Source organism: uncultured Roseobacter sp., from assembly GCF_947495275.1.
Taxonomy (GTDB): Bacteria; Pseudomonadota; Alphaproteobacteria; order Rhodobacterales; family Rhodobacteraceae; genus Roseobacter.
The window spans coordinates 353379-366939 of record NZ_CANLYL010000004.1; the positions used below are offsets into that span (position 1 = coordinate 353379).

Annotated in this window: 16 protein-coding genes; 10 read left to right on the forward strand and 6 right to left on the reverse strand. The window is 56.2% G+C overall.

Features of this window, described 5'->3' with window-relative positions; translation table 11 throughout:
* Positions 1-17: 17 nt before the first annotated feature.
* Positions 18-935, reverse strand: a complete 918-nt coding sequence (locus tag Q0802_RS10700) for a phytanoyl-CoA dioxygenase family protein (RefSeq protein ID WP_298917672.1) — start codon at positions 933-935, stop codon at positions 18-20.
* The gene (locus tag Q0802_RS10705) at positions 932-1840 is read right to left on the reverse strand and encodes a PfkB family carbohydrate kinase (protein WP_298917673.1); all 909 of its coding nucleotides are present in this window, start codon (positions 1838-1840) and stop codon (positions 932-934) included. Before Q0802_RS10705 ends, Q0802_RS10700 begins: the two co-directional genes overlap by 4 nt.
* A gap of 133 nt (positions 1841-1973) precedes the next feature.
* On the opposite strand from Q0802_RS10705, the gene Q0802_RS10710 reads away from it, so the two are divergent.
* From Q0802_RS10710 to Q0802_RS10735, 6 genes are all read left to right on the forward strand, one after another.
* Positions 1974-2849 carry a dihydrodipicolinate synthase family protein gene (locus Q0802_RS10710; protein WP_298917675.1) on the forward strand — a complete coding sequence of 292 codons (876 nt, stop codon included), beginning with the start codon at positions 1974-1976 and terminating at the stop codon, positions 2847-2849.
* Positions 2846-3502 (forward strand): GntR family transcriptional regulator, encoded by a 657-nt coding sequence (locus tag Q0802_RS10715; protein WP_298917677.1) that lies wholly within the window; start codon positions 2846-2848, stop codon positions 3500-3502. The genes Q0802_RS10710 and Q0802_RS10715 overlap by 4 nt, the downstream gene beginning before the upstream one ends.
* A gap of 72 nt (positions 3503-3574) precedes the next feature.
* Complete coding sequence (gene dctP, locus Q0802_RS10720) at positions 3575-4567, forward strand: TRAP transporter substrate-binding protein DctP (protein WP_298917679.1); 993 nt, start codon at positions 3575-3577, stop codon at positions 4565-4567.
* A gap of 88 nt (positions 4568-4655) precedes the next feature.
* Positions 4656-5213: a TRAP transporter small permease subunit gene (locus Q0802_RS10725; protein WP_298917681.1), complete on the forward strand. Its 558-nt coding sequence runs from the start codon at positions 4656-4658 to the stop codon at positions 5211-5213.
* A complete protein-coding gene (locus Q0802_RS10730) occupies positions 5210-6505 on the forward strand; it encodes a TRAP transporter large permease (RefSeq protein WP_298917683.1) in 1296 nt (431 codons plus the stop codon). The genes Q0802_RS10725 and Q0802_RS10730 overlap by 4 nt, the downstream gene beginning before the upstream one ends.
* A gap of 148 nt (positions 6506-6653) precedes the next feature.
* The gene (locus Q0802_RS10735) at positions 6654-8474 is read left to right on the forward strand and encodes an ATP-binding protein (RefSeq protein ID WP_298917685.1); all 1821 of its coding nucleotides are present in this window, start codon (positions 6654-6656) and stop codon (positions 8472-8474) included.
* A 24-nt stretch (positions 8475-8498) separates the two neighbouring features.
* Here the strand turns inward: Q0802_RS10735 and Q0802_RS10740 are convergent, their stop codons facing one another.
* Complete coding sequence (locus tag Q0802_RS10740) at positions 8499-9032, reverse strand: GNAT family N-acetyltransferase (protein ID WP_298917687.1); 534 nt, start codon at positions 9030-9032, stop codon at positions 8499-8501.
* Positions 9033-9203: 171 nt separating this feature from the next.
* On the opposite strand from Q0802_RS10740, the gene Q0802_RS10745 reads away from it, so the two are divergent.
* The 3 genes from Q0802_RS10745 to Q0802_RS10755 are packed head-to-tail and all read left to right on the forward strand — an operon-like array spanning position 9204 to position 10358.
* Positions 9204-9548 carry a metalloregulator ArsR/SmtB family transcription factor gene (locus Q0802_RS10745; RefSeq protein WP_298917689.1) on the forward strand — a complete coding sequence of 115 codons (345 nt, stop codon included), beginning with the start codon at positions 9204-9206 and terminating at the stop codon, positions 9546-9548.
* The gene (locus tag Q0802_RS10750; protein WP_298917690.1) at positions 9541-9981 is read left to right on the forward strand and encodes an SRPBCC domain-containing protein; all 441 of its coding nucleotides are present in this window, start codon (positions 9541-9543) and stop codon (positions 9979-9981) included. The genes Q0802_RS10745 and Q0802_RS10750 overlap by 8 nt, the downstream gene beginning before the upstream one ends.
* On the forward strand, positions 9981-10358 hold the full coding sequence (locus tag Q0802_RS10755; protein ID WP_298917692.1) for a DUF1761 domain-containing protein: 378 nt from the start codon (positions 9981-9983) through the stop codon (positions 10356-10358). Before Q0802_RS10750 ends, Q0802_RS10755 begins: the two co-directional genes overlap by 1 nt.
* Before the next feature lie 60 nt (positions 10359-10418).
* Here the strand turns inward: Q0802_RS10755 and Q0802_RS10760 are convergent, their stop codons facing one another.
* The 3 genes from Q0802_RS10760 to Q0802_RS10770 all read right to left on the reverse strand — a co-directional run bounded on the left by Q0802_RS10760 (position 10419) and on the right by Q0802_RS10770 (position 12325).
* Entirely contained in the window at positions 10419-10733 is a 315-nt protein-coding gene (locus Q0802_RS10760; RefSeq protein ID WP_298917694.1) for a Rieske 2Fe-2S domain-containing protein, read from the reverse strand.
* Positions 10734-10874: 141 nt separating this feature from the next.
* Positions 10875-11612 (reverse strand): SDR family oxidoreductase, encoded by a 738-nt coding sequence (locus Q0802_RS10765; RefSeq protein ID WP_298917696.1) that lies wholly within the window; start codon positions 11610-11612, stop codon positions 10875-10877.
* Positions 11613-11641: 29 nt separating this feature from the next.
* Entirely contained in the window at positions 11642-12325 is a 684-nt protein-coding gene (locus Q0802_RS10770) for a GntR family transcriptional regulator (RefSeq protein ID WP_298917698.1), read from the reverse strand.
* A gap of 180 nt (positions 12326-12505) precedes the next feature.
* Between Q0802_RS10770 and Q0802_RS10775 the strand changes: the two genes are divergently transcribed.
* Positions 12506-13525, forward strand: coding sequence for a sterol desaturase family protein (locus tag Q0802_RS10775; RefSeq protein ID WP_298917700.1), 1020 nt, complete (start codon positions 12506-12508; stop codon positions 13523-13525).
* Positions 13526-13561: the final 36 nt, after the last annotated feature.

Below are 13561 nucleotides of genomic sequence, written 5' to 3' on the forward strand. Positions count from 1 at the left end.
ACGTCTTTCTTCCGTTTTCAGCGCAGTTTTCCGGTTTCCGTCATCGGCAGCGCCGCCGACAGGCAGCCGTATCCCAGCCCGTTGTGAGCTGTCGGGGATGATCCTGAAAAGCGGTGGTCCATCGGGTCTGCCGCGGGCTGGAACCGGGTATCGCAGGATAGGCGGATGCGACCTGTTTGGGAGGCGTTGTCAAAGGACCCATGCGCGGTGAACATGCCGAAAACAAGACAGTCACCCGGCTTGAACTCCGTGGTCAAGAACCGGCTGTTCTTGCGCTGCGCAAGGGCGATGGCGCTCTCCTCAATATGTCCCGGTCGCGTGGTATCCTGATCCACATCGTGGCCCTCGAATTGCCGGCGAATGTCGTCCCAGCGGTGTGATCCCTCAAGGATGTAAAGTGGCCCATCAGCAAGACTGATATCACAAAGCGGCGTCCAGCAGGTCACCAACCGCTTGGAACCCCGGTTCATGTAGGGGTGATCCACGTGTAGCGGTGATGCCCGGCCCGCCGTCATCGCGCGTAACCACGCAAACGAGAAATGCTGTGATTTCTCACCAAAGAGCCGGTCCATGATCTTGGCGATGCGCGGGCCGTTGATGACCGCACGAAGGGCCGGGCCTTCGCTGACGGATTGCCAGAAGGCACCAAGTTCAACGGTGTTCGGATAAATGTCGCGCCGATGCGACCGGCCCGATGCGATACCATCTTCGGTGGGCTCAGCAACCTCACCGACTTCTGCCAACCGGTAAAGAGCTTCCAGCCTCGCCGTGTCGACCTCGGTGGCGTCATGCGCCCCCCGCAGAAGAAGGTAGCCGTCGCGTGCGAGCTGTGCAAAGAGATCTCCCGACGCATCGGCCTCCGTCAAGGAACCGATCCTTTCATCCGGGAGGGGCTGCCCATTCAAGGTGAGCTTTCGTGTGTCCGTGAAGGTCATGTCAGATGCTCCAACGCGGGTTTGTCGGATTGCAGGAGGCTCTCGACTTCTGCGGTTGTTGGCAGATCCTCCATCTGAAGGGGCCGTGCGACCTTCAGGGCGGCCGCCGCGTTGGCCCAGTTAACGGCCTCGATTTCCGAGCGGCCCCGGGTAAGGGCCAGGGTGAATGCGCCATGCCAGACGTCGCCTGCGCCGAGCGTGTTCCGAGCATGTGTCTTCAAGGTGGGGATTTCGGTATTGTGCGCACCATCACTGCAAAGAACGGGGTTTGCGCCGCGTGTCACGGCGCACCATCCGCCAAGCTGACGGGCTGCATGTGCCAGGGTTGCGGCGCTCGCCTCTCCGCAAAAATCGGCCAATCCCTGTTCGGAGAAGATGACATGGGTTGCATCCTCAAGTACCTCTGTGGCGATGGAAACGGGCGCTTCAGCGTCAACAACGCAGGGCTTTCCCGCCTGCCGGGCTGCCGCAGTGACGTTTCTTGCCAGCGCTGGAAATCTTGTGTCCACCAACACGGCATCAAAAAGGAGATCTGGATGTAAAGCTTCCGACTCGCCAGGCGGTTCTGCGTCGCGATGGTTTATGATCGTGCGCTCCCCGTCAGCTGTGATGACAATCGCGGATCGTGGTGTCGAAGCGCCTGCAACCTTCTGAACCAAATGATCGTCAATGCCGTGCGCTTTCATCCTGTCTCTGACAAATTCGCCCAGCGGATCATCCCCGATAGCGCCCGCCAGTATCGCCTCGCCCCCCAAACTGGTGATGGCCGAGGCCGCGTTCATGGCCCCGCCGCCTGCGATCATCCGAGCGCCTTGCGCCCTGATTTTCGTACCGCTTGCAGGAAACTCCCCGACCTCGAACACAAGGTCTGTGGCAATCAACCCCGCGCAGAGAATTCTTGGCATCTCAGGTCGTTCACCCCGCACGTTCCAATGCATTAATCTGGTGAACAATCTAACATGTTACGTTGACAGTCAACTTGTAACGATTACCCTGAAAACTCGAATCATACGTGCGGCAAACGATGAAAAGGGGGGCATGAGTATCGCGCACTTCGGGATATCCACAGCCCTTTTGACTCCATTTCATGCGGACGGCAGTTTGAACCTCGGGCTGCTGTGTCAGCATGCACAGGATATGCTCGGCAGTGGGCTTCAGGGCGTCACGCTCTTTGGAACCACCGGAGAGGGCGCGTCCATCGGGCTTCAGGAACGGCAGGACGCGCTCGTGGCGATGACCGGTAGCGGCATCAATCCAAAACAGATCACACTCGGTCTGTGTGGTTCAGCCCTTTCGGACGTGCATACGCAGCTGCGGCAAGGTCTGGAGGCAGGCGTCACCCAGTTTCTGCTGATGCCCCCTTTCTATTTCAAGGGGGTGGATGATACTGGCCTCTTCGATTGGCATGCAGGTCTTTTCGAGATGGCCGATTCAGCGGCGCAGTTCATTCTCTATCATATCCCGCAAATTACCCAGATACCGCTGTCCCTTGATCTGATCATGCGTCTCAAAAAGGCATTCCCGGATCATGTGCTTGCGGTTAAAGACAGTGCCGGGAACTGGGATAACACGCGCGCGCTTCTCGAAAGCGGCAAGATCGCCACGCTGGTCGGGGACGAACGGCTGCTGCACAAGGCTGCCGCCCTGGGGGCCGCAGGGTCGATCTGCGGCATGGCGAATCTGTACCCTGCGCGTCTGAAAACCCTGTTTGAGACACATCTGGAAGATAGCGCGCTCTGTGCGGATGTGGATTTGATTGTCTCCGGTCCGGTTATTCCGGCATTGAAATTGGCCATGGTCGCCAAAACCGGCAACGCCCAGTGGGCGCACCTGCGTGCGCCCTTGCGACCGCTGGAAGGCACGGCGTGTGATCTGATTGCCGCAAGGTTTTCGTCAACGAAGGCGACAGCATGAGCGCTCAGGCATCTCTCCGGCTACGTGATCACGCCTATTCCAACTTTACCGCAAAATTGCTGTCGCGCGACATTCAGCCCGGACAGATCGTTTCGCAGCGCGAGCTTGTGGAGTTGACGGGCATGCCCTTGGGGGCGATCCGAGAGATGATCCCGCGCCTTGAGGCGGATGGGCTGATCAAGACGGTGCCCAAGCGCGGGTTGCAGATATTGTCCATTGATCTTGAGCTTGTTCGTAATGCCTTCCAGCTTCGCAGCATCATTGAGGGGGAGGCGGTCATGGCATTTTGCAAGACCGCCACATCGGACGACATTGACCGTCTGATCAGGCAGCACCAGGATGTGCGTGATGCGGCTACCTCAGCAGTTTCGCCCGACATTTTGCAGAAAGCCCAACAGATTGACTGGGATTTTCATGACCTGATCATTGACGCCATGGGGAATGCGATCATTTCGGACATTCACCGGGTCAATGCGATAAAAATCAGACTTATTCGGAACCAGGATACGCGGATGCTGCCGGAGCTTGTCGTTTCGGTCCTTGACGAGCATCTTGTCATATTGGCGGCGCTGAAAGAGCGTGATGTTGAAGGAGCCGTGCGGGCCCTTCAAGCGCATATCGACAGCGCGAAACGGCGCGCTCTTGGCATGTGAAGGAATTTCGATGGGCGACAGCCTGACGGATAATATGCGGAAAAGCCGCAAGTTAAACACGGAGGAACTAATATGATCATGAATTTCATCAGGCGTGCACCCATCGCGGTGATGGCGACCGCACTGGCTGTTCCGGTCTATGCAGCCGACATTACCTTGCGGATGTCCACACCTGCGTCCGAGACCGACCAACGGTCGGTGGCGCTGGCCGAGGTCTTTGCCCCGGCTGTGGCAGAGTTCGCCACGTACGAGCCGCATTACAATGGCTCCTTGATTGCCCAGGGGTCTGAGCTGGAAACGATCGCGTCGGGTGATCTTGAAATGTCGATCACCTCGGCACAGGAGCTGGCGCAGTTCTTCCCTGAATTCTCGATCTTTGCGACAGGCTACGTTCATCAGGACGCGGCCCATCAGGTTGCCGTTTTCAATGACCCTTTGATGGAACCGTTCCGTCAAAAGGTAGAGGATGAATTGGGCGTGAAGCTGCTTGCGGTCATGTACCTCGGCCAGCGCCATGTGAACTTGCGCCAGACCAAAGATGAGCTGACCGTCACCTCCCCGGCGGACCTCGCCGGTGTCAACCTCAGAATGCCCGGCACAGACGCCTGGCAGTTTCTGGGCAAGGCACTGGGTGCAAACCCCACGCCGATGGCCTTCACCGAAGTCTACACCGCCTTGCAGACCGGATCGGTTGATGGTCAGGACAATCCGCTCCCCACGGTCGTGGACGCCAAATTCTATGAGGTAACCAAACAGATCGCCCTGACGTCGCATCTGGTTGATCTGAACTATGTTGCCTTCTCGAAAGCAGTCTGGGACGGGTTGACCGCTGACCAACAGGCCACCGTTCAGGCCGCAGCAGAAGCGGCGGCAGAGAGCGGGCGGCAAAAGCAGCTGGAAAAAGAGGCCAATCTCGTGTCCTTCCTGCAAGAGCAGGGGCTAGAGGTTTACGAGCCTGATCTCAAGGCTTTCCGTGACCATGTTCAGGCGCAATACGCAGGCTCCGAACTTGCGGCAAGCTGGCCCGATGGCGTGCTGGACAAAATCAACGCGCTCGGCAACTGATCTGTTGTGATATGACGTTTGGAAGGACGGGCAAACCGTCCTTCCCATGATTTAGGCCGGCAAAGACTGGCCATCGCGGGGGCCACAGATGAAATCAATTCAGGCGGGTGCAGGCCACTTTGCGCGCAGTGTTGCCGCGGCGATGATGGCGATCATGTTTCTGACCTTCGTTCTGCAGATTGTGGTGCGCTACTCTGCGCGTCTCGAATGGCTGCCTGACCGGTTTCCTTTTCTTGATCCCTCGCTTTATGGCTGGACCCTCGAATTTTGCCTGTTTCTATGGGTCTGGATCGTTTTTTGGGGCAATGCTTTTGTGGTCAGAGACAGCGATCATGTGACCTTTGACATCCTCTTCCACGCTGTGCGACCGGCGGTGCGCCGTTGGTTCATCATCATCTCAGGCGTCACCATCGCGGTCGTGCTGATCTTGTCCGTTGAACCCACATGGTCGAAATTCTATATCCTGCGGCTCAAGAAAACGGCGACATTATCCGCTGTTTTCGGAGACTGGATTCGCATGAGGGATATCTACGCGATATACATCTTCTTTCTGATTGCCGTCGCACTGCGTTATGCCTGGGCTGCCTACAGCGCAGTGCGTTACGGTGTGGACGCGCCAACACATGGCAGTGACGAGATACGATGAGTATCGAATTTTTTATCTGCATCGCGACGCTGTTCTTTCTGGCTGGCATTGGCACGCCCATTGCCTACGCCATTCTGGTGGCGTCGGTGGCTTATGTGACACTTGCGGGGCAGGGGGTCGGCATTGTTGGCAAGGTCCTGATGGATGGCCTCTATCAGAGCTTCATCCTGCTTGCGGTGCCGCTCTTTATCGTGGCGGCCAATATCATGAATGCAGGGACCATCAGTGACCGTCTGCTTGGGTTTTGCGTAGCACTTGTCGGGCGGTTTCGCGGCGGGCTGGGACACGTCAACGTTGTCGCATCGCTGATCTTTTCGGGCATGTCGGGTTCTGCTGTGGCCGATGCTGCGGGCATTGGCAAAATCATCATTCAGATGATGACGAAAAGCGGCCATTACACACGTGGCTACGCGGCCGCGATCACTGCCGCCTCTGCGACGATTGGTCCGATCATTCCGCCATCGATTCCCATGGTCCTTTACGCTTTGGTTTCCAATACCTCCATCGGATACCTCTTTCTGGGCGGGATCATACCCGGGTTACTGATGGGGGCGGTGTTGATGGCGATGAACCTTGTGCTGTCCCACAAACGCGGGTTCGCTCTCGAAGAGCCGGTGCCGCTATCAGAGCTGCCGCGCCGTACGGCCAATGCATTTCCGGCCCTGCTGATGCCTGCGATCCTGCTCTACGGGATTTACGGGGGCGTCACCACGCCGACGGAGGCTGCCGCGGTCGCCGCATTTTATGCGCTGCTGCTCGCCTCGATCTTCTATCGCGCACTCAGCCTCCGCGCGCTCTACGAGATATTGGTTGAAAGTGCACGCTCTTCTGCCGCCGTTGGTCTTGTGATCGGAGGGGCCCTGATCCTCAACTACGTTGTGGCCTCCGAGAACATCCCGAGCCTGCTGGCCGAACGCCTCGTCGGGCTGGACGTAAAACCGATTGCCTTTCTGCTGGGTGTGAACCTGTTGCTGCTGCTTTTGGGCTGCGTGCTGGATGCCACAACGATCATTCTGGTGATCATACCGCTGTTTCTGCCCACCTGTCGCGAGCTTGGCATCGACCTTGTGCATTTTGGCGTCGTGGCCGTCGTCAATTGCATGATCGGGCTGATCACGCCGCCTTACGGGATTCTGCTTTTTGTGCTCAATGCAGTCACACGCATTCCGCTCGCAGAAATCATCCGTGAAATCTGGCCCTTCCTTATCGCGCTGCTGATTGCCCTGTTGAGCTTGGTTTTGTGGCCAGGGTTGGTCCTGTGGCTGCCGCGTCTGTTTGGCTATGCCGGGTGAGTTTTGACGCGAAATCGTGTTTATTGCGCGGCCAGCGAGGTCGTCTTTGATAGCGTTATCGCCTGCCTGCCGGGCTAGCCAAGAATAGGCGATTCAATCATAGTTGGTATCAAGGTAGAATTAGTCTCCTTTTGCGGGATAATAATCTTTGACCAATTCTCAGACCCCCGAGACCGCTGCTCGTATTCGGGCGCAGCAGGTCCATGCGTTGGTGCGACTGATGCCTGCGTTGATGATTGTGAACATGGTCAACGCGGGCACCCTCGTAGGAGCGCTCTATGTGACCGGTGAATTTACACCGGTGATCGCACTTTGGGCGGCAGTGATCGGATATGTGTCCGTACCCGCCTTGTGGAGGGCACGACGTCATCGGCTGCGCGAGGCTCCTGAAAAAGTCAGCAAGCGCTCGGTCAAAAGGGTCGTGCGGCGCTCAACCGTATTCGGTTTGATCTGGGCCTATCCAAGCATGTTTGTGCTTCCGGTTGTCGATGGTTGGGTCCAGATGTTTTTGGCCGCCCTTGTCACCGGCATGATTTGTGGCGGCGCAATCGCGCTTTATCCTGTTCCCATGGCGGCGGTTGTCTACTCTGGGCTCGTGACCATTGGGGCCCTTGCAGGTCTGTTGTCCGCAGGGCACCCCGCAACCTTGGGGGGGGCTATCATCGCGGTGAGCTTCTTCTTCATCTTCTTCCAGGTCATCAAACGGCATGCGCAGCTATTCGTGTCGGAATTCGTCGCGAGGCTGGAACTTGAGGAAAGCCACCGATCGATAGAGCGTTTGTTGCTGGAGACGAAATCCGAAGCCAGCGAGGAAAAACGCCGATCCGAAAAACGTTTGGCCGAGGCGCAAAAGATGGAGGCGATTGGCCAGCTGACCGGGGGAATTGCGCATGATTTCAACAATCTGCTTGCCGTTGTTCAAGGGAATGCAGAGCTGTTGGAGCAGTTGGATAAGAGCACGCAATCTCAACCGATGATTTCCGCGATCATTCATGCAACCGGGCGCGGTGCCGAGTTGACGCAACGGCTTCTTGCCTATTCCCGCAAACAGCCGTTGAGGCCTGAGCCGATCAATGTGCAGGAACTCATCGCGAATATGTCGGAGCTCCTGCAACGTATGTTGGGTGAAACCATCGCGGTGACCACGCGTGCGCAGCACAGTTCCTGGAGTGCATTTGCGGATCCGGGTCAGGTGGAAGCGGCCCTGCTGAACCTTGGCATCAACGCCCGGGATGCGATGCCACAAGGTGGCACGCTGACCATTGAATGCGCGAATGTCACTTTGGATGAAGACAGCTCTTTAAATGGTGCCGAGATCGCTGCGGGACATTACGTTGTACTCTCCGTGACCGATCAGGGGGAGGGTATGACGGAAGACGTTCGCAATCGTGCCTTTGAACCTTTCTTTACCACCAAGGAGGTGGGGCAGGGCAGTGGGCTTGGTCTATCAATGGTCTACGGTTTCGCCCAGCAATCGGGTGGGCAGGCAACGATCCGCAGCGGGGTCGGACAGGGCACCACTGTCAGGATTTATCTGCCTCGGGCCGATGTCGAGGTTGATTGGTCGGAAACGCCACGCGCTGAAGCGGTTCCCTGCGGCAGGGGTGAAACCATTCTGGTGATTGAAGACGATGCAGAGGTCAGAAAGCTCGCCGAGACGATGCTGAAGAACCTGAACTACAAAGTGATCTTGGCAAGCGGCACCGCAGCCGCAAGGGACATTGTGGCTACGGGGACAAAAATTGACCTAGTGCTCTCCGATGTCGTCTTGCCGGGTGGCGAAAGTGGTCCGGAATTTGCCGAGGAAATCAAAGCGGTTCGCCCAAAAATCAAGATCATCTACATGTCCGGCTACCCGGCGACTACCGCAAAACGCGCAGGTTTTCCGGGATCAGATACGGTGCTGTTGAACAAACCGTTCAAGGTGGCTCAATTGGCGCGCGTCGTCAAAAATGCGCTTACCGGTTGAGCCAACCGCTTTGACGAATGCGCACTACCTAGCGTTCGGCGTTCCGGGCGGGTGCACCCAGATTTCAGCGTCAGGTTCATGTGGCGCGCGCGTTCCATCTGTCGTTGCTCCCAGACGTTTCGCAACGGCCTGTGAGGCTTGGTTTTCGTGGTGAATGTAGCTGAACAGCTGCTCGATGTTTTTTTGAAGATAGGCCCATTGGCGCACGGTGCGGGCTGCTTCGGTTGCATATCCAGACCCCTCGGATCCTTCAAAGAGATGCCAGGCCAATTCAACCTCTGGCCAATTGGAATGCTTGAGCAATCCGACACGGCCCAGGGGCGCATCGTCATCGTGCAACCTGAGCGTGAAAAAGCCGAAACCATGCCATTGCCAATGCCCGATACCGGTCAGGAAACCGTACCAAGCCTCTTCTTTGCTAACGGTTTCGCCTTGCGACACCATGCTTGGAGCGCTGGTCATGAAACGGGTGAATTCTGGCAGGTCACCCCGTTGCGGGCCGCGCAAAATCAAACGTTCCGTTTTGAGGGTTGGTGCAGAGGTCAGCGGGGTGTTCATATCCGGGCTCGGCTTTTCAAGAAGGTCGCGTGATCTGAACCCAGTTGCATGGATATGGAAAGCTGAATCTCGATCATCCTGTTGGCAGTGAAGGCTGTGTGACGGGCCGATATCGAAACTTCCATTCATCCAATTGGTTGACTGACAACGTATGCCTTGTTATTCATCCATATGGTTGAACGACTCGATTCAGAGCTTCTGAACGACCTGCTCAAGGCTGCCAGCGATCCCACACGACGGGAAATTCTGACGCTTCTTGCTCAGAACGGACCGATGCGCGTGACCGATATATCCAAGCGGTTTGAAATGAGCCTGAACTCGGTTTCCAAGCATATCAAAGTGTTGGAACGCGCGGGGTTGGTCATCAGGCGAACGGAGTGGCGGGAACATCTGATCGAAGTGCAGATGTCGCCCCTGTCTGAAATCGACCGGTGGTTCGCTGATCTGCGGTCCATTTGGGAACTCAGACTAAAGGCTCTGGATGCGTTGATAACGAAGGGAGACAAGAATGAATGAACTGAACCTGATGTTGGAGCGCACCATCAATGCGCCGCAAATCGATGTGTTCAATGCTTGGTTGGACCCGGAAATGCTGAAGAAATTCATGATGCCGGCGGCGGGAATGAGTGTCCCGCACGCCTCCAGCGAGCCCGAGGAGGGAGGTCGGTTTGAAATCGTCATGCAGGCTGGCGACAATGAAATTCCACATGCCGGAACCTATCGCGAAATCAACAGATACGAGCGGCTTGTGTTCACCTGGGAAAGCCCCTTTTCGGTGGAGAACAGTACGGTAACGCTTACGTTCAAGCCGGTGGCGGCAGGCACACATGTGACACTCGAACATGTGCGCTTCATTGATGCTGAGACGCGCGACAACCACAAGGGCGGCTGGATGGGCATCCTTGAAACACTCGACGCCAAGCTCAATGCACTTCAGGAGACCGGGTGATGGATGTCACGCTAATGAACTGGCTTGCGGTCGGCGTTGGTACAGTCGCGGCTTTCGGATTGGGGATGTTGTGGTTCGGGCCCTTGATGTTCGGCAAGGCATGGGCGACTGGCAGTCACGATATTTCTCCGCCTGCATCGCCTCCGATGGCCGCGATGGTTGTTCAGTTCTTTGGAATCTTACTGCTCGCCCTTGTCGTGGGCATGACCGAGACAAACGAGGCCATTATGACCGCAGTTGGCGCCATTCTCGCTGTTGCCTTCGTGGTTGCCGGGATGGATTTGTTCAGCCAGAAATCGGGCCGCGCGACGCTTGTCGATGCGGGGTACATCGTGGCTGCCGGTGCGGTGATGATCCTTGCGCAAGGGGTGCTTTGACGCAGAGCCATTTCTAGAGCATGGGGCGGCGAATAAGCTTGAGCGATATTGCAAGACCTGTCAGGTCAGGCTGATATAGACGTCATTGCCCTGCAGTTTGACCTGATAGATCTTGAGTTTGACGCAGGCGGGTGCACCTGTGGGGTCGCCCGTGCGGTAGTCGAAAGTACCGAAATGCAATGGGCATTCGATATCGTGATTGTCGACCACACCCTCCGCAAGATGGGCCTTTTCATGGGTGCAAAGGCCGTCTGTTGCATAGAATTCGCCTTCGGGGCTGCGAATAATCGCAAATGTCCGATCTCCATGATCAAAGCGCAGAACGTCTTCTTCCTCAATGTCGTTGACGCTACATGCGCGAATTAGGGTCTCCATAAGGCACCTTTCAATTTGTGAAACCAGTCTTGCGGGTGGCTCGGGCCGCGCAGTCTGCGAAATTCAGACTACGGCTGTTGGATCAATGAGCGTCAGTGCGGAACTCGATTGGGACGTGAATATTTTGAATTCCGCTCATGCTCAACCGCGCCCGATGAACGGCATCGCGGTGGCCATCACGGTCATGAATTGCACATTTGCCGACAACGGCAGGTTGGACATGTGCAAAACAGCGTCTGCAACATGTTGCACATCCATAACCGGTTCTGGCTTGATGGACAGGTCAGCCTGTGGCACGCCACCGCTCATTTTGGCGGTCATTTCGGAAGCCGCGTTGCCAATGTCGATTTGGCCGCAGGCAATGTTATAGGGGCGACCGTCCAGTGAAATCGTCCGCGTCAAACCGGTGATCGCATGTTTCGACGCGGTATAGGGGGCCGAGCCGGGGCGTGGCACCGCAGCAGAGATCGACCCGTTGTTGATGATCCGCCCGCCCTGCGGGTCTTGCGCCCGCATCAGGTTGAATGCGCCGCGCGCCGCCAGAAAGGCGCCAAAGAGGTTTACATTGATGACGTGCAGAAAATCCTCTGGCGGGATGTCACCGATCGGTGCTGCTGCCACGTTGTTTCCGGCGTTGTTGAAGAGCACATCCAATCGCCCGTGATCTGCCTTGATCCGGGCGTAGAGCGCGTCAACTTCCTTGGGGTCGGTAATATCCGCAGCGATTGCGGTGCCGCCACCCGCAAGGTCAAGGGTTTCGTTCAGTTGTGCGCTGCGGCGGCCGGTTACGATAATTTCGAATCCGGCCTGCGCCAGTGTGACGGCGCAAGCGCGACCAATTCCTGATCCTCCGCCGGTGATCAATGCGATCTGTGTCATAAGTTCCTCCCGTTCAGTGTTTCGGTTTTCTATTCCGGCGGCAATTTCGACGATAAGGCGGCGCCGCTGCGTCGACCTTCCTGGTAAAGTGTCAGGTGACGTTCAATTGCAGCCAGGCAGCCAGGCACGTCACGCGCAATGGTGGCTTCGTAGATGTCGAGATGTTCTTTTGCAGTGATCTCGGCACCAAAACCAAAATGCGCGTAGGTCGAGACCGCATACATGCGGAACGTGTCAAAGGCAGAGCGGTAGGCGTTCATCAGCAAATCAGAACCGCATGCCGACATGAGTGTTGCGTGAAACTCCCAATCCTGAATCGACCAGTGCCGGACATATTTCTGGACGTCTTGTGTTTCGATCATTTGCTTTTCGACATAGGCCAGTTTCTGATAGGCCGCTGTCACTGCCATTTCCCAATTGAAATCACCTTTTTGTAGCGAAAGCGTCGCCGCTTCACGCTCCAGGATCAGGCGCAGATGCGCGGCCTCGCAAAAGGTTTCCTCACTATGTGTAACGGTTCGAAAACCCTGGTTCTTTTCCGAAACAATAAAGCCTTCGCCAGCGAGCCGCAGCATGGCTTCGCGCAAAACCGAACTGGTACAGCCGAATTCAGCTTTCAGATGTTGCGGGATCAACCTTTCACCGGATTTCCAACGCCCCCAGATCAGGCCGGTCCGCAAGGCATCGTAGGGATTGATGACATCTTTCGACATGGTGCCCGCGCGATCATTTCCTTTTGAGATTTGGTGCAGGATAACGGGTCATGCGTGGAGTTCAATATCAATCGAATGATGAGTATATAATCGTATATTTGATGATCTTTCGAAAGTTATTGACGGGGTCAGAGGCCAAGAATACTCTTGGGGTGCAACCGCGGCGAGGGGGAATTCGTCATGGCCAAGTCGAAGGCAACGATTGACGAACATGGACAGATGCGGGACCGGCGCGGCGAATGGCGCTCCGGACGGCCGGTTTTTCTTGAACCTCTCCTGGATCGGCCTTCGGATATCCGGGGGCTGCTGCGCTGGATGTTCGGATTTCCGGGCATGCTGTACCCGTGGTTTGCGCTCTACATGGGCATCATCGGTGTTTCCTATGCGTTTTTCACGCCTGAATTCGCGGTAATGCGGTCATGGTCCATTGGCTGGGTGCTCGAAATCGTCCTGCGCAATGCGGTTATTCTGACCCTGTGGAATGGCGTATTCCATCTGTGGTTCATCAGGTTCCGGATGCAAGGGCGCAAGAAGAAATACAACGCCAACTGGATGTCGACGAACAACCCGACGTTTCTGTTCAACAATCAGGTTTATGACAACGTCTTCTGGTCATATTCGGGCGTGCTATTCTGGAGCGGATATGAATGTCTGATGTGGTGGGCTTATGCCAACGACATACTGCCCTTTGTCAGTTTTGACACCAACCCCGTGTACTTTTGCCTGCTGATGCTGGCGGTGCCCTTCTGGCGCAATTTCCACTTCTACTGGATACATCGTCTGATCCACTGGAAACCGCTTTACGATTGGGTACATTACCTGCACCACAAGAACGTCAATGTGGGGCCGTGGTCGGGCATGGCCATGCATCCGGTCGAGCACCTTTTGTACTTCAGCTGCATTCTAATTCATTTCGTCGTGCCCAGTCACCCGCTGCATATGATGTTCAACGCCTTTCAGACCAGCCTTGGCCCTGCGGTCAGCCATTCGGGCTTTGACGAGATCGTTTTTGGGGACGAGATGGCTTTGCGCAATGATCGCTACATGCATTATCTGCACCATCGTTTTCACAACGTGAACTTCGGAGAAAGCAATGTGCCCTTGGACAAATGGTTCGGCTCCCTACACGATGGCTCACCTGAGGCGGATGCTCACTTTCGTCAAGTGCACATGGAACGGATCAAGGCGCGACAGACTTGAAAAGCAACCCTTTTGATTGCGGGTCAGAATCTGTGT

What these genes read in the sequence shown, in the direction of transcription:
- Q0802_RS10700 (WP_298917672.1), bottom strand. Translation starts at nt 935, where the DNA reads ATGACCTTCACGGACACACGAAAGCTCACCTTGAATGGGCAGCCCCTC.
- Q0802_RS10705 (WP_298917673.1), bottom strand. Translation starts at nt 1,840, where the DNA reads ATGCCAAGAATTCTCTGCGCGGGGTTGATTGCCACAGACCTTGTGTTC.
- Q0802_RS10710 (WP_298917675.1), top strand. Translation starts at nt 1,974, where the DNA reads ATGAGTATCGCGCACTTCGGGATATCCACAGCCCTTTTGACTCCATTT.
- Q0802_RS10715 (WP_298917677.1), top strand. Translation starts at nt 2,846, where the DNA reads ATGAGCGCTCAGGCATCTCTCCGGCTACGTGATCACGCCTATTCCAAC.
- dctP (WP_298917679.1), top strand. Translation starts at nt 3,575, where the DNA reads ATGATCATGAATTTCATCAGGCGTGCACCCATCGCGGTGATGGCGACC.
- Q0802_RS10725 (WP_298917681.1), top strand. Translation starts at nt 4,656, where the DNA reads ATGAAATCAATTCAGGCGGGTGCAGGCCACTTTGCGCGCAGTGTTGCC.
- Q0802_RS10730 (WP_298917683.1), top strand. Translation starts at nt 5,210, where the DNA reads ATGAGTATCGAATTTTTTATCTGCATCGCGACGCTGTTCTTTCTGGCT.
- Q0802_RS10740 (WP_298917687.1), bottom strand. Translation starts at nt 9,032, where the DNA reads ATGAACACCCCGCTGACCTCTGCACCAACCCTCAAAACGGAACGTTTG.
- Q0802_RS10745 (WP_298917689.1), top strand. Translation starts at nt 9,204, where the DNA reads ATGGTTGAACGACTCGATTCAGAGCTTCTGAACGACCTGCTCAAGGCT.
- Q0802_RS10750 (WP_298917690.1), top strand. Translation starts at nt 9,541, where the DNA reads ATGAATGAACTGAACCTGATGTTGGAGCGCACCATCAATGCGCCGCAA.
- Q0802_RS10755 (WP_298917692.1), top strand. Translation starts at nt 9,981, where the DNA reads ATGGATGTCACGCTAATGAACTGGCTTGCGGTCGGCGTTGGTACAGTC.
- Q0802_RS10760 (WP_298917694.1), bottom strand. Translation starts at nt 10,733, where the DNA reads ATGGAGACCCTAATTCGCGCATGTAGCGTCAACGACATTGAGGAAGAA.
- Q0802_RS10765 (WP_298917696.1), bottom strand. Translation starts at nt 11,612, where the DNA reads ATGACACAGATCGCATTGATCACCGGCGGAGGATCAGGAATTGGTCGC.
- Q0802_RS10770 (WP_298917698.1), bottom strand. Translation starts at nt 12,325, where the DNA reads ATGTCGAAAGATGTCATCAATCCCTACGATGCCTTGCGGACCGGCCTG.
- Q0802_RS10775 (WP_298917700.1), top strand. Translation starts at nt 12,506, where the DNA reads ATGGCCAAGTCGAAGGCAACGATTGACGAACATGGACAGATGCGGGAC.